17 protein-coding genes and 1 riboswitch are annotated in these 21,041 nt (G+C 40.5%); of the genes, 5 read left to right on the top strand and 12 right to left on the bottom strand.

Features of this window, described 5'->3' with window-relative positions:
- Positions 1 to 94: 94 nt before the first annotated feature.
- Complete coding sequence (locus AAEZ18_RS01640; RefSeq protein WP_350551310.1) at positions 95 to 1,765, top strand: pseudouridine synthase; 1,671 nt, start codon at positions 95 to 97, stop codon at positions 1,763 to 1,765.
- Between the two features lie 62 nt (positions 1,766 to 1,827).
- On the opposite strand, the gene AAEZ18_RS01635 is transcribed toward AAEZ18_RS01640, so the two are convergent.
- On the bottom strand, positions 1,828 to 2,451 hold the full coding sequence (locus tag AAEZ18_RS01635; protein WP_011327920.1) for a LysE family translocator: 624 nt from the start codon (positions 2,449 to 2,451) through the stop codon (positions 1,828 to 1,830).
- A gap of 120 nt (positions 2,452 to 2,571) precedes the next feature.
- Positions 2,572 to 3,507 (bottom strand): LysR family transcriptional regulator, encoded by a 936-nt coding sequence (locus AAEZ18_RS01630; RefSeq protein ID WP_179806694.1) that lies wholly within the window; start codon positions 3,505 to 3,507, stop codon positions 2,572 to 2,574.
- 168 nt (positions 3,508 to 3,675) lie between these two features.
- Between AAEZ18_RS01630 and AAEZ18_RS01625 the strand changes: the two genes are divergently transcribed.
- Positions 3,676 to 4,332: a nitroreductase family protein gene (locus AAEZ18_RS01625; RefSeq protein WP_086993412.1), complete on the top strand. Its 657-nt coding sequence runs from the start codon at positions 3,676 to 3,678 to the stop codon at positions 4,330 to 4,332.
- Positions 4,333 to 4,404: 72 nt separating this feature from the next.
- Here AAEZ18_RS01625 and ribB read toward each other — a convergent pair whose 3' ends face one another.
- The 7 genes from ribB to dapB all read right to left on the bottom strand — a co-directional run bounded on the left by ribB (position 4,405) and on the right by dapB (position 14,161).
- On the bottom strand, positions 4,405 to 5,058 hold the full coding sequence (ribB, locus tag AAEZ18_RS01620; protein ID WP_179806779.1) for a 3,4-dihydroxy-2-butanone-4-phosphate synthase: 654 nt from the start codon (positions 5,056 to 5,058) through the stop codon (positions 4,405 to 4,407).
- Positions 5,059 to 5,217: 159 nt separating this feature from the next.
- A riboswitch (FMN riboswitch) is annotated at positions 5,218 to 5,397 on the bottom strand.
- 64 nt (positions 5,398 to 5,461) lie between these two features.
- The gene (locus AAEZ18_RS01615; RefSeq protein WP_089368110.1) at positions 5,462 to 6,520 is read right to left on the bottom strand and encodes a S66 family peptidase; all 1,059 of its coding nucleotides are present in this window, start codon (positions 6,518 to 6,520) and stop codon (positions 5,462 to 5,464) included.
- Positions 6,521 to 6,727: 207 nt separating this feature from the next.
- The gene (locus AAEZ18_RS01610) at positions 6,728 to 7,573 is read right to left on the bottom strand and encodes a magnesium transporter (protein ID WP_011327914.1); all 846 of its coding nucleotides are present in this window, start codon (positions 7,571 to 7,573) and stop codon (positions 6,728 to 6,730) included.
- A 522-nt stretch (positions 7,574 to 8,095) separates the two neighbouring features.
- Complete coding sequence (gene greA, locus AAEZ18_RS01605) at positions 8,096 to 8,572, bottom strand: transcription elongation factor GreA (RefSeq protein ID WP_011327913.1); 477 nt, start codon at positions 8,570 to 8,572, stop codon at positions 8,096 to 8,098.
- 53 nt (positions 8,573 to 8,625) lie between these two features.
- On the bottom strand, positions 8,626 to 11,844 hold the full coding sequence (gene carB / locus AAEZ18_RS01600) for a carbamoyl-phosphate synthase large subunit (protein ID WP_179806695.1): 3,219 nt from the start codon (positions 11,842 to 11,844) through the stop codon (positions 8,626 to 8,628).
- Between the two features lie 16 nt (positions 11,845 to 11,860).
- Positions 11,861 to 12,997, bottom strand: coding sequence for a glutamine-hydrolyzing carbamoyl-phosphate synthase small subunit (carA, locus tag AAEZ18_RS01595; protein WP_041454397.1), 1,137 nt, complete (start codon positions 12,995 to 12,997; stop codon positions 11,861 to 11,863).
- Positions 12,998 to 13,357: 360 nt separating this feature from the next.
- A complete protein-coding gene (dapB, locus tag AAEZ18_RS01590) occupies positions 13,358 to 14,161 on the bottom strand; it encodes a 4-hydroxy-tetrahydrodipicolinate reductase (RefSeq protein ID WP_011327910.1) in 804 nt (267 codons plus the stop codon).
- 308 nt (positions 14,162 to 14,469) lie between these two features.
- Between dapB and AAEZ18_RS01585 the strand changes: the two genes are divergently transcribed.
- Positions 14,470 to 15,783, top strand: coding sequence for a Na+/H+ antiporter NhaC family protein (locus AAEZ18_RS01585; protein ID WP_011327909.1), 1,314 nt, complete (start codon positions 14,470 to 14,472; stop codon positions 15,781 to 15,783).
- A gap of 116 nt (positions 15,784 to 15,899) precedes the next feature.
- Positions 15,900 to 16,688, top strand: coding sequence for a nucleoside-binding protein (locus tag AAEZ18_RS01580; protein ID WP_086993405.1), 789 nt, complete (start codon positions 15,900 to 15,902; stop codon positions 16,686 to 16,688).
- 124 nt (positions 16,689 to 16,812) lie between these two features.
- Here AAEZ18_RS01580 and AAEZ18_RS01575 read toward each other — a convergent pair whose 3' ends face one another.
- A complete protein-coding gene (locus AAEZ18_RS01575; protein WP_011327907.1) occupies positions 16,813 to 17,610 on the bottom strand; it encodes a M48 family metallopeptidase in 798 nt (265 codons plus the stop codon).
- A gap of 401 nt (positions 17,611 to 18,011) precedes the next feature.
- On the opposite strand from AAEZ18_RS01575, the gene AAEZ18_RS01570 reads away from it, so the two are divergent.
- Entirely contained in the window at positions 18,012 to 19,214 is a 1,203-nt protein-coding gene (locus AAEZ18_RS01570; RefSeq protein WP_089368106.1) for a Bcr/CflA family efflux MFS transporter, read from the top strand.
- A gap of 27 nt (positions 19,215 to 19,241) precedes the next feature.
- Here AAEZ18_RS01570 and grpE read toward each other — a convergent pair whose 3' ends face one another.
- Entirely contained in the window at positions 19,242 to 19,853 is a 612-nt protein-coding gene (grpE, locus tag AAEZ18_RS01565) for a nucleotide exchange factor GrpE (protein ID WP_011327905.1), read from the bottom strand.
- 57 nt (positions 19,854 to 19,910) lie between these two features.
- Positions 19,911 to 20,876 carry an HrcA family transcriptional regulator gene (locus AAEZ18_RS01560; RefSeq protein WP_041454395.1) on the bottom strand — a complete coding sequence of 322 codons (966 nt, stop codon included), beginning with the start codon at positions 20,874 to 20,876 and terminating at the stop codon, positions 19,911 to 19,913.
- Between the last annotated feature and the right edge of the window lie 165 nt (positions 20,877 to 21,041).

Here is a 21,041-nt window from a genome sequence, read left to right as displayed (position 1 = left end):
CATACTAATAACACAACACACTTAGTGACATAGCAGCGACTATGTTATTATATTGGCTAATTATTTCGTTAAAAACTTCATTATTATATTGCCCATGCCAAATATTGCTACTTGCTTTACGCCATTTTCAGCGCCTGTAAATCACATGGCGCTACCAGATAAATTTACTTTTCCTTTTTACTATGAGCCTAAAGCAATTGCTGTAGCAGCAACCGAGCAGTTGCAACAACAGCTCGAAACACAGTTAGAGTACTTGGCAAACCCAGCTAATAATGAAGAGTCGGGTAAAATGTTTGGCGTACTAGTGGTGCAAAATAATCAGCAACAGCTTGGTTATTTAGCCGCTTACTCGGGGCAACTTGAGGGCGTAAGCAGTAAAATTAACTTTGTACCTGCCGTGGCCGATATGCAGCTACACGATGCTGAGTATTTAGCACAAAGCAGCATTATTAATAATATTAACGCCCAAATTGAGCAGCTAGAAAATAGTGAGCAATTTAGCACTCTTAATAACGCATTTAACCAAGCCAATGCCACTTATCAGCAGCAGTTAGAAGCGCAGCAAGCGTTAATGCAAGTTAGCCGCCGAATGCGTAAACAACAACGCACTGATGCAAGCACTCAGTTATCCCCAACTGACTTTGAGCAGCTAAAAATTCAGTTAGCTGGGCAAAGTATTGTCGAAAAAAAGCAACTGCAAGCACTAAAGCAGCAATGGCAAAGTAAACTCGACACCCTGCAGCAAGCTCTAAATAATATTACTGATGAAATTGCACACTTAAAAAAACGTCGTAAAACACTTTCTAAAAGCTTACAAAAAAAGCTGTTTGCGCAATACCAATTTTTAAATGCTAATAACGAAACTAAAGATCTAAACGCTATTTTTGCACCCTTGCCTGAGCATACGCCACCAGCAGGCGCAGGAGATTGCGCCGCGCCTAAGTTATTGCAATATGCGTATCAACATAATTTAAAACCTTTAGCTTTAGCAGAATTTTGGTGGGGCGCTGCGCCTAAATCAGCTATTAGGCATCATAAACATTACTACCCGTCTTGTTATAGTAAATGCCAACCTATTTTAGGGCATATGCTCAAAGGCTTACATGTAGAAGAAAATCCATTATTGATCAACCCTGCTATTGGTAAAGATTTAACTATTATTTACCAAGATCACGATATATTAGTGATCAATAAACCTGCTGAATTTTTGTCCGTTCCTGGGGTTAATATTGAAGACTCGGTTTATTTGCGCATTAAAACACAATTTCCACACGCTACCGGCCCGCTCATTGTGCATCGCTTAGATATGTCAACGTCAGGGTTATTAATTATTGCACTCAATAAAAGAGCGCATAAAGCCCTGCAAAAACAGTTTATAGAGCGTACCATAGAAAAACGTTACGTTGCTTTAGTTGCCGGAAATGTAGTTCAAAACAGTGGTACAATTGATTTACCTCTGCGCTTAGATTTTGATGACAAACCGCGCCAATTAGTGTGTTATCAACACGGTAAAGCATCCCTTACTACTTGGCAGGTGTTAGAGCGAAAAGATAATATTACCCGCTTGCACCTTTACCCTAAAACGGGGCGTACGCACCAGCTAAGAGTACATTGCGCGCATAAGTTAGGCTTAAATATGCCCATAGTTGGTGATGATCACTACGGTGAAAAAGCCAATAGATTACATTTACATGCCGAGTACTTATCGTTTTGCCACCCGATTTATCATCAGCAGTTAGAGTTTGAAGTAGCGCCCGACTTTTAAAAATGGTCGAGCCTAGGCCCATTGACTTCTTATTGTTTAAATTTGCTCTCAGGGTGTTTTGTTTAAACGCCTTGGGAGAATACCTGCAGCGTAATTTCTTTCACCACAGGTGCTACCGATAAAACCAGTAACGCCGACATAGTATAATTAAAGTAGCGTCTATAACGTTCAGACTTTAATACTTGCTTTAATAATGTACCAAAAAACAACCATACTCCTGCACACGGAAAAGCAACCAACAAAAACGTCAGCGCTAATGTAAAACTTTGCCCGTAATAACCTGCGCCAACGGTTGTAAACGCCGCAATAGCACCAGTGGCTACAACCCATGCTTTACCATTTACCCACTGAAATAGTGCTCCTTTTATAAAAGTAAGCGGCTTGGTTTGACTGTTTGTTGAGTTTACACTGCCAGATTTAGCAATGAGCCATGCTAAATACAGCAAGTACAGTGTTCCTAAGCACTTAATAATTAAATGCAAATTAGGGAACAACGCAAATAATTGCCCAAAGCCTAAGCCTATCAGTAGTATCATTAAGGCAAAACCAATACAGATCCCCGTAAGTAAAGGTAGGCTTTTTCGCACGCCAAAATTTACCCCTGAGGTCATAAGCATGATGTTATTTGGCCCAGGAGTGACCGAAGCTGATACAGCAAAAAATACGGTTGCAACTAAATAATCCATAAGCACACCTTATTAAAAGTCCTTTATTTAAATTTAACTGTCCGACTTAATATTTACCACCTTAAGCTAAAGCCTTATATTTATACCCTACACTTAAAATTATCAAGCGTAAATAAATGGCTAGTCCAATACACTTTTATCAATAATACCTTTGGCAATTAACTGTTTTATAATTGTGCGGCATTTTTCACGGCACACATCGCGCAGTAAACGCACCGCGGGAGTAATTGACTGCCTGCTTGGGCAAATAAGCCATAACTCACCGCTAACATGTTGATAATTTGGCATCACCGTAACCACCCTATCGGCCAGTAAATCATCTGCTATATCGAGCGCTGACTTAACCGCCAGCCCCTTACCGGCAACGCACCAGCGTCTAACTAAATCGCCATCGTTAGAGGCACGCTTACCTTGCATTTTAACTTTAAACTTACTTTGCCCGTCGGTAAATTCCCAGCTGTTATTTATAATGTCTTGTAGTTGATAAAACATGCCCTGATGACGATTCAATTCGTCTGGGTGATTGGGGCTACCATGTGCTATTAAGTATTCTTTAGTGGCGCAAAGGAGCCGTGGTACGTTACAAATTTTAAAACCATACATATTAGTATCGCTTGGAGATCCATAACGCAGCGCTATATCGACCGAATCACGATAAAAATCAACGTTACTGTCGCTTATATGCGTTCTTAAACTGAGTTTAGGATAATTATCCATAAGCTCATCAATCCAGGGGATCACTAAATTACGCCCAAAATCTGATGACAGTGCAACGCGCAGCTCTCCCTCAATTTCATCATGTTCGCCTTTGAGGTTTTGTTTTGCTTGCTCTAGCACTGCAAGTGCTTGCTCACACTGAGGAATGTAACGCTCACCCGCTGCCGAAAGGCGTAAGTGGCGTGTTGTTCTTATAAACAGCTCACTGCCAAGGGCTAACTCTACACGTTTAATGGCAGCACTCGCGGTTGCGGTGCGCATATCGCATTTTGCTGCGGCTAAAGTAATGCTTCTAAATTCTGCAACTTTTAAAATAAGTTTAAGATCGTCTATCTGCATATTATCTATTTTTATTTGATAATGTTTCAATTATTATGCTGTTTATTTTTCACAAAGCAAAGCGTATATTAGCTGCCATTCGCACTAAGCACTTATTACTCTAACCAATCGTTAATTTTTATCTGTTAAGTATGATTGTTTTAAAGTTAAATTTACCCGGAGAAAACCATGACTCACCCTATTATTAGCGATTTAGAAAAACGCCACACGGCCAAACATTATGATGCAGCTAAACGTATTAGCGATCACGACCTTAACGTAATTTATGAAGCTATGCGTTTATCGCCTTCATCAATTAACTCGCAACCGTGGAAGTTTATTGTTATTGAGTCTGATCAAGCTAAGCAACGTTTTCATGACAGCTTTGCAAATATGTTTCAGTTTAATCAAAAGCACGCAAAAACAGCATCGCATATTGTGCTTTTTGCTCACAAAACTAACTATACCCGTGATGATTACGCACACGTTATAGACACAGATATTAAAAATGGTCGCACGCAAAGCGAAAACCGTGAACAAGCTTTTGGCGCGTTTGCGTTTGTAGATATGAATACCGATGAGCAAGGCAATAATGCAACTTGGACTAAAGCGCAAACTTACATTGCACTTGGTAATACCATGCACGCAGCAGCTCGTTTAGGCATTGACTCAACCCCAATGGAAGGCGTAGATGCGCAGTTACTTGGTGAAATTTTTGCGAAAGAATTAGATGGTTACGTATGTGATGTCGCATTAGCGCTGGGCTATCACGATAGCGCTGAGGACTATAATGCTAAGTTACCTAAATCGCGTTTAGACGCTGAGCAAGTAATTCAGGTTTTATAATCGCGTTTATCGCCCGTTTTTAATAATTTAAACCCCTGTTTAATTAAATTAAACAGGGGTTTTTTATTGCAGTTAACTTACTTTTTGTTGTGCAATTTGAATGTACTGCACTAAATCCTCTATCGATACCACTGGCATATTATGCTTATTTGCATAACCGCTCACCTCAGGTAAACGCGCCATTGAGCCATCGGGGTTAGTTAGCTCGCAAATAACGCCAAACGGCTTTAAACCCGCAAGTTGCATTAAATCTACAGATGCTTCGGTATGACCACGGCGTACCTGTACTCCACCCGTTTTAGCTTTTAAGCCAAATACATGCCCTGGGCGCGATAAATCCTCAGGTTTAGCATTGTCGGCTGTGGCGGCTTTAATCGTTGTAACTCTATCGGCTGCAGAAACGCCTGTAGTTACGCCCTCTTTGGCCTCAATGGTTATGGTGTAAGCGGTATTGTTTTGACTGGTGTTATGAGTAACCATTTGCGGTAGGTCGAGCTGTTTTATGCGCTCCTCCCCCATGCATAAACACACAATGCCGCTGCCTTCGCGGATCATCTCAGCCATTTGGGCGGTGGTTAAATGCTCGGCTGAAAATACAAAGTCACCTTCGTTTTCACGGTTTTCGTCATCAACAACCAATACGCCTTGGCCTTGCTGTAGTGCGGTAATGGCATTTTCGACGCGCGTTAACGGCTCGCCAAATTGAGTAAGTAGAGACTGAATCATCATTATATTCCTGATTAAAAATAAATAGATTCAGGACACTGAAAGGATCGATAAAATAAACTCTAAAAGCATTAAAGTATAAGTACCAACAATAACTTAAATTAAAAAACATAAATAGCACACAGCCAAAAGCCACGCACTATTAACGCTATATTTAAGCCATATTCTCTTTCATCCGGACTGTAACCGTCGGCTCTGGCATCTCACCAGATCTGCTGACCTTTGATATTATATAAAACAACAAAGCGCTCGCGGGCTTATTTAAACACTACAAATGTAATTAAAATAGTAATTAAACATACCGCCGGTGGGGAATTTCGCCCCGCCCTGAGAATGTACTTAAATAACGAATTATAAAAGCCAGCTTATTATACCCCTGTATCGGCACGTTATTCAAAGCCAATTAAGAGAGCGACGTATTTAATGATGCTTTTATTACTCTGCCTTCGTTTATATCGGCAATTAATGTGCAAGTAGCACCGTTAATTAAATTTAAGTTAGGTGCAATATGGCCTATATCTGCATCTATAATAACCGGAAACATACAGCCCCCAAGCGCTACATTTAATGCGTGGCGATAGTCAAATTCGGGGTTTTTGCCTTGTGTAATTTCACTGCGGCCGATAATTATGCCGTTAATGTCGTCAAATATACCGGCTAGTTTTAACGACAGTAAAAATCGCGCTACAGTAGTGGGGGTTAACTCTGAATTTTCTAAGTATAAAATTAGCCCTTCGGGCGCGCTGTGCTTTTTAAATTCATGCAGGTCTAAAAATGGTGAATCGAGTAATAAACCCACGGTATCTAGGCAGCCTCCAAATAAACGCCCCGACATTTCGATAGTACGCTGATCAAAGTAATTTAAGCATTGCCACTGAGTCGTCTCGGTATAATTAAATAAGGCTTCTGGGTGCTGTGCATAATCGGGGGCTACTTTTTGATAATGTGTTGATGGTGCCTGTGTAAACTCACTATTTGCTGCATAACTTAGGGTTTCAAATATTTGTAAGCAATACGGGCTTTTTTCGTTTGGGTGCAATTGCATTAAATTGGCACAATGCAGCGTTGCCCATTGGCATTTAGCAGTGAGTGCACAGGCCACAGTACTCACATCTGAAAACCCCACAAGCCATTTGGGTTTAGCCTGTTTAATAGCATTAAAATCAAGTTGCGGCAGTATTTCCATCGCAAGTTCGCCACCAAAGGGAGGCATAATTGCATCAATACTATCGTCAACTAAAAAGCCCATTAACTGCTCTGCATGGGCTTTGGTAGCTAATTCTGCTGTTGCTTCGCTGCGCCGTAAAAACGCCCCCTCAATTACTTCATAGCCACGCTGTTTTAAACCGTTTATTACACTCTCTAAACGAGCATGATATTTAGCCGCGATCCCTTCTGAAAGCGAACACACCGCAATTTTAGAACCTACTTTTAAAGGTGCCGGGTAAAGTATATTAGCCATTATTTATCCTTATTTGAGAGGACGTTAAACCGTATTGCTCCATATCAGCATAGATCAAATTGATGGCAGATGAATAACCTAAAGAAATTTTAGTTAAAAGTAATTGGTAGAGGGGGAAATGTGCAAGAATAAATTCAAACTAAGTTTTGCGCTAATTACTGAGTGTTAAGTGATTAGCGCAAAACATATAAACCTAAAACTTTTGATTTAACCAATTTCTAAAAAATAGTTAACTACGGTAAAGTAAATCCACATCCCCGATATATCAACAATTGATGCCAATACAGGGCTCACTAATACCGCGGGGTCTAGCTTAAGTGCCCGCGCTAAAATAGGTAATAACCCCCCTAGCGTAGTAGAAATAGTTACCTGAATAAACAATGCCACTGCGATGGCCATCGCAATTATATTTAAATCGAACCCACCGGCAGATTTAACATCGCTAAAAAATAAGATGCGAATAACCATTACGCCCGCCACCGCTAACGCAAGACACACTGCAATTTGGCTTTCTTTAAGAAACACAGCAAACCATTGTCTTTTTTTCAGCTCGCCTGTTGCTAACGCCCGTATTACCAAAGTAGCCGCTTGTGAGCCTGTGTTACCGCCCGCAGCCGCAATAACCGGCATGTACACTGCCAACAATACTAACTGGCTTAATGTGTCTTCGTATTGAGTAATAATTAACCCAGACACTATACCTAATAACGCTAATACTATGATCCAGCCAATACGCTGCTGCACATGCCCCAGTGCCGAGGTATTTAAATAACTTTGCGCTGTTTCAACTTCTGAGTGAATAAAACCCAACTGATGCGCATAGTGTCGAGCGAGTTTGTCGTAACCGTCTTTTTCTAAACGACTTATTAAGTCTTGTACATAAGTAATTGAACAGTGCTGTAAAATAGCAACCGCTTCTTCAACATCCATTATTGTTAATAAGTGCACTTGTTTATTATAGCTGTGCGCTAAAAACACTTTTCTAGCCGCCCCTATTTCTGCTTGAGAAAAGTGTGGGTTATTTTCTACGTAGTTTTTGCTCATTACCGTCATGGCGAATCTCCCGATTGGCTAATGCTAGGCTAATTGTATTTTATTTAAATTAATAACATGGCGTTCAAACAGTTAAAACTACTGCTTAGCTAATAGCCATTAATTAGGAGTAAAACACATTAGCATAAGGTAACGACCATCAAATAATGAAACTATATGACTGATTAAAATACCAGCGTACTAGTAACTATAATCAGCACTTTAATAAGGCTAATTTCATTATTTATATCTAGGTGTCTGAGAGAAGAAAAATAGGAAAGAATAAAATTACTCTACCGCTTAGGTAGATTTATAGAAGATAAATACCAATACGGGTTATTTTTCTGCCCTCAATCTAGAGGGATGGTCGGTATCGTTCATAAATATCTCCGAGTAAACTGCTTAATTTGCAGCCTGTATATGGTAACAAAGTAAAATTTTTAAGGCCAATTTATAAGGGCTGTTTTAACACTTTTAAACACTTTAAAACAAAAAAGCCAGTGTATTAATACACTGGCTTTTATTTATACGTAAAGTGAGTTATTAAATATACTCAACCTCGATGATTTCGTATTCAACGGTGCCTTTAGGGGTTTCAATGTTCACAGCATCATCTGCTTGCTTACCAATTAAACCTCGTGCGATCGGTGAATTAACCGAAATACGATTATCTTTAATACTTGCTTCGTCATCACCAACAATCTGGTATTTAACTTCAACATCAGTTTCAACGTTGACAATAGTAACTGTTGTACCAAAAATAACTTTGCCGGTATTAGGCATTTTAGTTACATCAATTATTTGTACATTTGAAAGCTTAGCTTCAATTTCTTGAATTCGGCCTTCACAAAAACCCTGTTGCTCACGCGCAGCGTGATACTCAGCATTCTCTTTTAAGTCACCATGCTCTCGTGCAACTGCAATATCGCTGACGATTTTAGGACGGGTAACTGTTTTTAATTCGGTAAGTTCTTTGCGCAGTAAATCTGCACCACGAACTGTCATCGGAATTGTTTGCATACTTTTTCTCACTTAATCCCAAGGCCGCAATTTAACGGCCTTGGCACATTTCCTTAGTTCAATCGCAGGTGTAGTTCTTGAACTGACGTCACCTTCCCACGGTCATCTGCTTGGTTTGCTGTACAGTTTGCAAACGCCGCATTTAAGGTCGTAGTATAGTTGGTTTTGTGCTGTAAAGCACCACGACGTAACACCTTCGAATCTTCAATCGCTTGGCGACCTTCTGTGGTATTAACAATATAGCTATACTCGCCACTTTTGATTCTATCAAGAATGTGCGGGCGCCCTTCAAATACTTTATTTACACGGCGAACCGCAATGTCAGCATTTTCAAGTGCAGCAGCTGTACCACCTGTTGCATCTATTTCAAAACCAAGGTCTGTCATGATTTTAGCTAGTTCAACAATACGTGGCTTATCGCTATCACGCACGGATAATAGCGCGCGACCACCGCGTGGTAAAGTATTGCTTGCACCTAATTGTGCTTTTGCAAACGCTTCGGCGAAAGTATCACCAACACCCATCACTTCACCGGTTGAACGCATCTCAGGGCCACGGATTGGATCCACACCTTGAAACTTAGCAAATGGTAAAACAACTTCTTTTACGCTGTAATATGGAGGAATAACTTCTTTAGTTATACCTTGGCTTGCCAAAGACTGACCCGCCATACAACGTGCAGCTACTTTTGCAAGTGCAACACCGGTTGCTTTTGATACAAACGGTACAGTTCGTGCAGCACGTGGGTTAACTTCAATTAAATACACTAAGCCATCTTTAACAGCAAACTGAGTATTCATTAAACCAACCACACCAAGCTCAAGTGCCATATCAGTAACTTGCTTGCGCATTACATCTTGTACTTCTTGCGATAGCGTATGAGCAGGTAATGAACACGCTGAGTCACCTGAGTGAACACCCGCTTGCTCTATGTGCTCCATGATGCCGCCAATAATTACTTGCTCGCCGTCGCAAATTGCGTCAACGTCAACTTCAATCGCGTTATCTAAAAAGCGGTCTAATAATACTGGTGCTTCGTTTGAGGCTTGTACTGCTTCGGTCATGTAGCGACGTAAGTCTTGCTCGTCGTATACAATTTCCATGGCGCGACCACCTAGTACATACGATGGACGTACTACTAATGGAAAGCCAATTTCAACTGATTTTAAAATTGCTTCTTCAGTTGATGTTACCGTAGCGTTTTCTGGTTGCAGTAGATTTAAACGCTCAACTAATTGTTGAAAACGTTCGCGGTCTTCTGCACGGTCGATTGCATCTGGCGATGTACCAATCACAGGCACGCCATTCGCTTCAAGTTCACGCGCTAATTTAAGCGGTGTTTGACCACCGTACTGCACAATGACACCCACTGGCTTTTCAACACGTACAATTTCTAGCACGTCTTCAAGGGTAATTGGTTCAAAGTATAAACGATCTGAGGTGTCGTAATCGGTAGATACCGTTTCAGGGTTACAGTTAACCATAATGGTTTCATAACCATCTTCACGCAGTGCAAGCGAGGCGTGTACACAACAGTAATCAAACTCAATGCCTTGACCAATACGGTTAGGACCGCCACCAATCACCATGATTTTGTCACGGGTTGTTGGATTAGCTTCGCACTCTTCATCGTAAGTTGAGTACATGTAGGCTGTGTCTGAGCTAAACTCTGCAGCACAGGTATCAACACGCTTGTATACTGGTAATATATTGAGCAAATGACGCTTTTTACGAATTTCAGCTTCTGATACGCCAGCAATTTCTGCAATACGTGGGTCAGCAAAGCCTTTACGCTTTAACTTGCGTAGGAAGTCGGCATTTAAACCAGCCATGCCTACGTCGCTAATTTTTGCTTCGTCTTTTAAAATGTCTTCTATTTGTACTAAGAACCAGCGGTTAACTTTTGTTAGCTCGTAAACATCCTCAACGCTCATACCATGGCGCATTGCATCGGCAATATACCAAATACGCTCTGCACCTGGCTCGCGTAGTTCACGAATGATAATTTCTTTTGCTTTAGGGTCGTCAAGCGCCACAATTGGGTTAAAACCAGTTGCACCCACTTCAAGGCCACGTAATGCTTTTTGTAATGACTCTTGTTGGTTACGACCAATCGCCATTACTTCGCCTACTGATTTCATTTGCGTGGTTAAACGGTCGTTCGCACCGGCAAATTTTTCAAAGTTAAAGCGAGGTATTTTTGTAACTACATAGTCAATTGCCGGCTCAAACGACGCTGGTGTTTTACCGCCAGTAATATCATTTTGTAGCTCGTCAAGTGTGTAGCCTACAGCTAATTTTGCAGCAATTTTAGCAATTGGGAAACCCGTTGCTTTTGACGCTAATGCTGATGAGCGTGATACGCGTGGGTTCATCTCAATGATAACCATACGGCCATCTGCAGGATTAATACCAAACTGTACGTTAGAGCCACCGGTTTCAACACCAATTTCACGTAATACCGCCATAGAGGCGTTACGCATAATTTGGTATTCTTTGTCGGTTAATGTTTGCGCTGGTGCAACTGTGATCGAATCACCCGTGTGCACACCCATAGGGTCAAAGTTTTCAATGGTACAAACAATAATACAGTTGTCGTTTTTATCACGTACAACTTCTGTTTCGTATTCTTTCCAACCAATCAGTGATTCATCAATTAGCAATTCGTTCGTTGGCGATAAGTCTAAGCCACGCTCACAAATTTCTTCAAACTCTTCTAAGTTATACGCTACACCACCACCGGTGCCGCCCATAGTAAAAGAAGGCCTGATAATACACGGTAAGCCAATGCGAGTAATGATGTCTCTTGCTTCATCCATTGAATGAGCAATTTCAGCACGTGGGCATTCTAAACCAATGTTTTTCATTGCTGTATCGAAACGTTCGCGGTTTTCTGCTTTGTCGATTGCATCTGCTGTTGCGCCAATTAACTCAACGCCGTGCTTAGCCAATACGCCGTGCTTGTCTAATTCAAGCGCACAGTTTAATGCTGTTTGCCCACCCATAGTCGGTAGGATTGCATCTGGCTTTTCTTTTTCGATAATTTTTTCTACAACTTCCCAGTGAATTGGTTCGATGTACGTCGCATCTGCCATATCAGGGTCAGTCATAATTGTTGCTGGGTTTGAGTTAACTAATATAACTCGATAGCCTTCTTCTCTCAGTGCTTTACACGCTTGTGCACCAGAGTAGTCAAATTCACAAGCCTGACCAATAACAATTGGGCCTGCGCCTAAGATAAGAATGCTTTTTATGTCGGTACGTTTTGGCATTATTACTCCGGTTAAATTAGTGTTTACGCGCTTGCATCAAATCGATGAAGTGATCAAATAATGGGGCGGCATCGTGCGGGCCTGGGCTTGCTTCAGGGTGACCTTGGAAGCTAAACGCTGGCTTATCTGTACGATGAATACCTTGCAAAGTACCGTCAAATAACGATGTGTGCGTAGCACGCAGGTTATCAGGTAGCGTAGTTTCATCGGCAGCAAAACCATGGTTTTGTGCGGTGATCATCACTACATCACGTTCTAAATCTTTAACTGGGTGGTTGGCACCATGATGGCCAAACTTCATTTTGACTGTTTTAGCACCTGAGGCAAGCGCTAATAATTGATGGCCTAAACAAATACCAAAAATAGGGATTTCGGTTTCTAAAAGGGTTTTAATTGCATCAATGGCATAAGTACACGGTGCTGGATCGCCCGGGCCATTAGATAAAAAGATACCATCAGGGTTTAATGCTAGTACGTCAGCGGCAGAGGTTTGCGCTGGTACTACAGTCAATTTACAACCACGATCTACAAGCATACGTAAAATATTACGCTTAACACCGAAGTCGTAGGCAACAACATGAAACTTTTCATCAGCCGCGTTTAAGGTTTTAAAACCTTCGCCTAATGTCCAGCTTGATTCGCGCCACTCAAACATTTCCTTGGTTGAGACTACTTTTGCTAAATCCATACCTTTTAAGCCTGGGAAGGCTTGCGCGGCTTGAAGCGCTTTGTTTTCGTCTAATTCGTCACCGGCTATAATACACCCGTTTTGAGCGCCTTTATCACGCAAAATACGCGTTAGTTTTCTGGTGTCGATGTCCGCAATACCTAAAATATTACGTTGTTTTAAGTAATCATCTAACGATTGCTCGCTACGAAAATTACTTGCTAGCAGTGGCAAATCACGGATCACTAGGCCTTTGGCCCATATTTGATTCGCTTCTTCGTCTTCGCTATTAGTACCCGTATTACCTATATGTGGGTACGTCAAAGTTACGATTTGTTCCGCGTATGATGGGTCAGTCAAAATTTCTTGATAACCAGTCATAGACGTATTGAATACTACTTCACCTACTGACATGCCGTCAGCGCCGATTGCAGTACCGCGAAACACTGTGCCGTCTTCTAGGACTAACAGAGCGGATTTAGTCAAATTAACCTCCTAACAGTAAAAAACGAGGCTAAGCAAAATGCTTAACGCCCCGCCAATACCCAGGCGATTGTTAAAGCGAGTTTTTGTGGATAAAGTTATTTTATAAACAGTGTTAAATGACGCCGATAACGAGCTTTAAACCTTAATCATTTTTTCTTGCCTTAAAACGACTTTATTCCCACTGAACCCTGCTTTTTTCAAGCCACTTGGGTATAATTGGAAACACGCGATTATTAATTTTTGGCAAATTGGCTGCATTTTACATTAAGTTTTCTTTTAGATCTAACGCTATTTAGTAAATTATAATAAATAACTGCTTGTACCTTTATTCAGACCCAAACAGCTGAAAGAACAAGTTAACTACTTCAAATCTAGCACATCTTGCATATCATAAAGTCCTGCGGGTTTATTTATTAACCAGCCTGCAGCTCTTATAGCACCTAATGCAAAGGTCATTCTTGAGCTTGCTTTATGGGTTAATTCGAGTCTTTCGCCCATTGTTGCGAAGTATGCGGTGTGTTCACCTACTATGTCGCCGCCTCTGAGCACCGAGTAACCAATTTCATTTTGCGACTTAGCCTGCTCAACTTTGCTGCGGTCGTATACGGCAACTTTGTCGTGATCCCAGCCTTTTGCATCTGCAATGGCTTCGCCAATGGCCAGCGCAGTACCCGACGGCGCATCTATTTTATGGCGATGATGCGCTTCAAAAATTTCAATATCCATATCATCGCCAAACTTTGTAGCTGCTGTTTGCACTAAATTAAGTAATACATTTACCCCCACACTATAATTGCGCGCAAATACAATAGGAATATGGTTTGCAGCCTCGTGTAGCAATGTCATATCGGCTTCGTTTAGCCCGGTGGTACCAATTACCATAGGGACACCTTGCTTAACCGCTGTTTGTAAATGTGTGCGCATGCCGGCTGGCAAAGTAAAATCAATTAATACATCAACATTCGTAATATTAGCTTCATCGCTAAAGGTTACTGTTTTATCTGCAGCACTGTTGAGTTGATTAACATTAATGCCTAATAACGGTGAACTACTGCGTACATAAGCGGCTGCAAGTTCACTATGCTCTTTTGTACTTGCTGCTTCTAATAAGGCTGAGCCCATTCTGCCGTTGGCACCAAAAACACCGATTTTATTTTTTGTCATTACCTTACCTAATATTTTAATTTGCAGCACCTTGTGGCTCGCGCGAAGATACTATTGGTCAATTAACACTATTTACTAGGCTAGATATTACCTAAATAGCATGTAATAGTCAGGTCACACTTTTAATTTAAGTAATAATACCAGTTTACTTTAGCCGTCTATACATTTAAACTTCTTTTCAGCGTCGATTTGGTCTTTGGCTTGCGGGCGCAGTGGTCTCCTAGTTTAAGTACAGTGGAGGATTCGCTAAACACAGCTAAAAGAGGAGTTTTTGGCTGTGATCTTTTTTCAATAATACGAGGAATATGATGCAGCCATCATTTAACAAAAATAAAGCAATACTTTCTTTGCTTCCCCTACTTACCTTTGTAGCGATATTTTTAGGCTCAGGCTTATATTTACAATCACAAGGGGTTGATTACGCTTTTTATCAATTACCTGCACCTGTTGCTATTTTACCCGCCATTATTCTGGCTTTCATTTTAAATAAAACCTCAATAAACCAAAGCGTCGAAACCTTTATTAAAGGCGTAGGTAATAACAACATAATTACCATGTGTTTAATTTACTTATTAGCGGGTGCGTTTTCTGCTGTTGCCGGTGCCACAGGTGGCGTTGATGCGGTTGTTAACGCTGGTTTGTCAATTATTCCACCTTCTTTATTGCTCCCTGGATTATTTTTAATTGCCGCCGTAATTTCCACCGCCATGGGTACTTCAATGGGAACTATTGGTGCCATTGGCCCTATAGCGTATGCAGTGTCGGTTAAAACCGGCATAGATCCAGCACTCATGGCCGGTACTATAGTATCGGGCGCGATGTTTGGTGATAACTTATCGATTATTTCAGATACCACTATTGCGGCCACCCGTACTCAGGGCTGTGAAATGAAAGATAAGTTTAAAGAAAACCTTAAAATAGCTATTCCGGCCGCCATTGTCACAATTGCGTTGTTGTTATATTTAACACCCGCTGCACAAGTTGTTGAAACCAAAGATTACGACATTTTATTAGTGTTGCCTTATGCCTTTATTTTAGTGCTTGCGGTAATGGGCTTTAACGTATTTGTAGTTTTGCTTAGCGGTATTGTTTTTGCTGCACTTATGGGCTTTACTGGTAGCTATGAAGGCGCCAGCTTTGTAAAAGATATTTATAAAGGCTTTACCGACATGCAAGAAATATTTTTGCTGTCGATGTTTATAGGTGGTCTTTCTGAGTTTATTCGCCTTAATGGTGGCCTGGATTACATAGCGCAAAAAATCCAAGCAATTACTAAAGTGATTGCTAAGTGGCATCGAAAAGTGGCTGACCAACTCGGTATAGCGGCGTTAGTAATGGCCAGCAATATGTGTATTGCTAATAATACCGTGTCTATTATTGTTACCGGCCCAATTGCTAAAAAACTTGCTGATGATGGTAATATTACTGGTAAACGCTCGGCTAGTTTGCTCGATATATTTGCCTGCGTAACGCAAGGGACACTGCCTTATGGCGCGCAAGCATTGCTACTTGGAGCTACATTTAAAATTAGCCCATGGGAAGTATCAACTTCTTCTTATTACTGTTTTATATTAGCTTTTAGTGCTATTGCGGTTATTTGTCTGCGCAGAAATAAAGCATAAATTAACGTTACTGTGTTGTAGCTTAGTGATTAAGCTACAACACAGTAATATAATAATTAACAAACCACTCCCCTTTGCTTATAATAGCGCTCCCGCGTGTTACACTAATTAGTATTATGAAACTAAAAAAATTACTTCCCGCTTTATGTTTAAGCACTTGCGCTTTATCTACCTCTGCTATTGCTGCTAACTGGAGCAGTACTGCTCTACACATTAATTATGGCGAGCAAACAAATCCATTCACAGAGCAAGAGTCAGATACCGCTGTGTATTCAATTCAGCACGCATCTGGTTATGATTACGGCGATAATTTTTTCTTTATTGATTACAGTAAAGACGACCTTGAAGACGGTTTTCAAGACCGTGATTTTTATGGCGAATGGTATTCAACCGTTAGCCTATCAGCTATTACCGGCCAACAGATTGGTTCAGGCGCGTTAATTGATGTTGGTTTAACCGCCGGTATTAACGTAGCAGGAGACGCCAAGGTAATGAAATATTTACCGGGTGTTAAATTAAGCTGGGATGTACCTGGTTTTAACTTTTTTCAGACATTGGTAACTGCCTACATTGATGACAGTGAAGGCGTAGCAAAAGGTGGTGCACCTATAGAAACTAATAGCTGGATGTTTGATGTTGCGTTTGATTACCCTTTTATGATCGGCACGCAAAAGTTTAATGTAAAGGGCCATGTTGAGTACATTGCTGAGCGTGAAAATGAATTTGGTCAAGATGTGCGTGCGTGGTTTTTAGCGCAGCCTATTATTACCTGGGATTTAGGCCATGCCCTTGAAATGAAAGAAAACACTCTGTTGCTAGGGATGGAGTGGCAATATTGGCATAACAAATTTGGCACTAATGTTACAGAATCGGTACCACAACTTCATGTTGAGTGGACTTTTTAAGCTTTAACTAGGGTCTTATATGGACTCCCTAATAGCTCTTTACTCAATAAATAAAGATTAGCACTGAATATAAAAACCCTGTAAGTAAATTACTTACAGGGTTTTTATTTGTAGTTAAACTAAATTACAGCTTACATTGTGGGTTTTTACCCTGTGCTCTTGCTGTTTTTTGCTCACCTAAAGCTTGGCTCATTTGTGCTTGCAAGTCTTTAATTCGGCTTGCTGGTGCTGGGTGAGTTGATAAAAACTCAGGTGTTGCGCCACCACCCGCTTTACTCATATTTTGCCATAAAGTAACTGACTCTTTTGGATCAAAACCAGCTTGCGCCATTAAATCCAAGCCGATTTCGTCAGCTTCTGATTCGTGCGAACGACTAAACGGTAATACAACACCGTATTGTGCACCCAAGCCCAAACCCTGCATAATTTCGTTACGATACCCAACATTACCCATTTCAAGAGCTGCACCGCCAATTTGCATGCCGGTTTGTAGCATTGAGCTTTGCGATACACGCTCGTTCGAATGCTCTGCAATTACATGCCCCACTTCATGGCCAAGCACTGTAGCCACTTGGTCTTGGTTAGTAGCCACTTTTAGCAGCCCCGTATGCACACCAATGTAACCGCCTGGCAATGCAAACGCATTCGCTGAGTCGTCTTCAAATACCACTACTTCCCATTTTTGCGAAGCGTACTGCTTAGGTAAAACAGCCACTACTTGCTCGGCAATACAATTTACATACGCGTTAGTTTGTGGGTTTTTATTGATTGGCTGATTTTTTTTCATCTCAGCAAAACTGGCTGTGCCCATTTCACTCATTTGTTGATCAGAATAAAGCGCAATTTGGGTGCGCCCTGTTGGTGATGTTTTACAGCCAGCCAGCACTGCAGTAGCTAATATAGCTATCACGAGTTTTTTCATTATATTCCCTCAAATCATATTTTTTGTTAGCGCTAGAATAGCAAATACCACCGCAGTTTAAAATAATTGCTTTTTAGCAAGTAACAATAAAATTTTGTTGTTTATTTAACCTGAACTCTGGTTAAGAGATTTACTAACGTATTGAATCATAGTTATATTTAATTTTATTTTCTCTAGCCAGAGATTTTCAGTGAAAATAAGGCAAATTTACGCGTCAATAGCTGGCCTATTGCAAGTAAATTCAACGCAGTTAGCGCTGAAAATAGCTGCTCGAGATAGGTTTATTATCCGGATCTCAGGTTATTTACCCATTACAATTAACTTAGCAGGCAAACTAAGTTTATCCAATCAGCATGCCCTGTTACACTATACATCCTGTTTAGTAATGATTGAGTTTATACATGCCTGCATCGGCTTCGTCTTTTAACACCCGTATTTTATTGCCTTTACTAGCTAGTATTGTGGCAATTACGCCTTTAGCTATTGATATGTATTTACCGGCAATGTTAGTTATTGCGGACGACTTACAAACCAGTATGCCTAACGTACAAATATCGTTAAGTATTTATTTAGCGGGCTATGCATTAGGGATGTTATTTTTTGGCCCTATTGCCGATCAAATTGGTCGCCGTAAATTGGCTAAAATTGGCTTAACTTTATTTGGTATAACGTCATTAGCACTTGCCTTTACTACCGATATATATGCATTTTGGGTCTTGCGTACCGTACAGGCATTTACCGGTGCAGCGGCAACCGTGGTAGTTCCTGGGATAATTAGGCATATTTACCAAAAAAACACCGCCAAAGGTATGTCTTATGTATCGATGATTATGATGGTAGCGCCATTACTTGCACCTTCAATTGGTTCGCTTATTTTAGGGTTTTCTGTTTGGTCTACCATCTTTTTAATTTTAGCGGCCTACAGCTTTATTATTTTAGCTTTTGTGCATGTGTATTTAATCGACATTCCTATTTTTAAAAATGACCTTAAAGGGCTGCCATTATTTTTTAATAGTTATAAAATAATACTGAGTAACAAAGATGCACGTGCCGACATTTTAAGCTCTATGTTTGTATCGTTTGGATTTTTTTGTTTTTTAACCTCAGTACCGTTTGTATATTTAGACTTATTTAAAGTATCAGAGCAGTTATTTGGCATTTTGTTTGCATTTAACGTTATAGCACTCATGTTTGGGAATTTTTTAAATACTCGTATTGTGCCGCGAATTGGCTCTCGTAAAATGCTCTACTACGGATTAATATTTGGCTTACTTTCGGGCGCTGCGTTACTTACTTTTAGTATTATGCAGCTGTCGCTTTACTTTATTGTTGGTGCTATTGCACCACTTATGATGAGCTTAGGCATAATAGCCAGTAATGCTGACTCACTTATTTTAATGAAGTTTGAAGCAAATACAGGCACAGCAACCGCAGTTATTGGTACGTTACGCTTTGGTAGCGGTGCTTTGGTCGGCCCCCTATTAGCTATACTACATGCTAAAAGTGCCGTGCCTTTTTCAAGCTTGATGTTTGGTGCTGTAATACTAACTGTTTTAGTGCAATTGGTTCACTATTTAAATAGCAAAAAAAATGCCTCAAATTGAGGCATTTTTTAAATCATTAATAACAACTTAAGCGTCAGCTGCTTTAGATACCATAACCATAGCTGGGCGCAATAAACGTCCGTTTAAGGTGTAGCCTTTTTGCATTACCGCTAATACTGTATTTGGCGATACATCGTTGCTTGGCTGAATTGACATAGCTTGATGAAACTCTGGATTAAACTGCTCACCCTGTGGGTTAACAATTTCAACGCCAAATTTTGCAACAGCATCGTTAAAGCTTTTTACCGTCATGCTAATACCTTCTAGCACAGGTTTTAGCGTTTCGTTTTCTTTATCAGAAAACTCAATTGCGCGCTCTAAGTTATCAATAACCGGGAGTAATTCGTTAGCAAACTTCTCTAGTGCAAATTTATGTGCTTTTTCTACATCTTGTGCTGCACGACGACGCATGTTTTCAACATCAGCAGCGGCGCGAACTACACCGTCTTTTTGATCTGCTATTGTTTGCTTTGCTACTTCAAGCTCTGCATATAACATTGCAATTTCGGCTTCAGGGCTTTGCTCTTGCTCTGCGTGTTCTTCTGCTGCTTGTACAGCGGCTTCAACATCAGCTTCCATTTTTGCTAGGTCTTCGTTTAGTTCTACTTCTTGTTCTGGGTTTTGTCTCTGCTCAGACATAAATATGTGCTCCAATTCTTTACAACTGCGGTAATTATGGGGATTGAATTAAAAGATTCAAGAGTTAGATGTCTCAATTAATTTAAATTCTTGGATTATTTTTTCGATTGGCGCTGATTTTGGACAAATTACACAAAAACGACTCTGATATTCTTGATTTTGAAAGTACGGCAAGCTAATCACAATCAATTCGTTACACTCTGAAAAAGGTAGGTTTTCAGTATTAAGTACCGACACCCCATTTTTAAATACTAGCTTGTCTTCGACAAAATTTAAAAAAGACACCCCAATGTTTAGGCTTTGCTCGCAATCTATTTGTTTATACAAATAGTTTTCACCAACCACAATACTATTATCAGAGCCAAGCTTTTGGCTTAGTTCACGCGTCCATTGGTTTAGTGAATCATGACAGTTACGCGGTGCAGTATTAGCCATTGCCTGCATACGGTACAAGCCTTCTATTAAGGTTTGTTGGCTAAATACCGTATTTAACCACGTGGCAAACTGATAACGCACAGTATCACTTGCATCATCGGGCTTATTAATACAAATGTTATGACTTTGCCCTGCTCTGTCTATTAATAAGATTAACCAATCCGTGGAATCAAAATCGAGCACTTCCACTCTAAATACTTGTTGCGAGCGTACCTGTGGCAAACCAACACAACAACACACCTGATAACGCTGACTTAAACCATGCGCTAATTCAACTAATTGTGTTTGCGCAGGTTGCCAGTAATTAGCTATGTCGGCGAGTGCAAAAAATTCCTCAAACCAATAATCAAATCCGTAGTCTGTTGGCACGCGCCCCGCTGATGTGTGGGGTGAGTAGAGCAAGCCCACTTTCTCTAAACGTGCCATGGCATTACGTACTGTAGCTGAGCAAACTGCCATACCTTTTAGCTTGGCAATTTTTGTTGATGGCACAGGTAAACCTTCACCATTACAATACGTGCTCATTACAGCCGCAAAAATTTGTTGATCTCGTGGGTTTAGTTTCATGGTTACTGCATCTTGTCTCATGTGCTTTATATCGGGGCAGAGCTTCTTAATTTCAAGTGATTAGCTACACGGCACGTAAATTAATGAGCTGCAAGATTAATTCATTGCAGTATTGCTAACGATCTGTATTTTCAAACACTTCTGTTTTAGGTTACTCTACAAATATTAAAACTTGCTGTGTATTTA

It is taken from the genome of Pseudoalteromonas sp. 19-MNA-CIBAN-0066, assembly GCF_040308705.1.
GTDB lineage: Bacteria > Pseudomonadota > Gammaproteobacteria > Enterobacterales > Alteromonadaceae > Pseudoalteromonas > Pseudoalteromonas nigrifaciens.
Note: the sequence above shows the minus strand (reverse complement) of the source record. Positions and strands in the feature narration are given on the sequence as shown.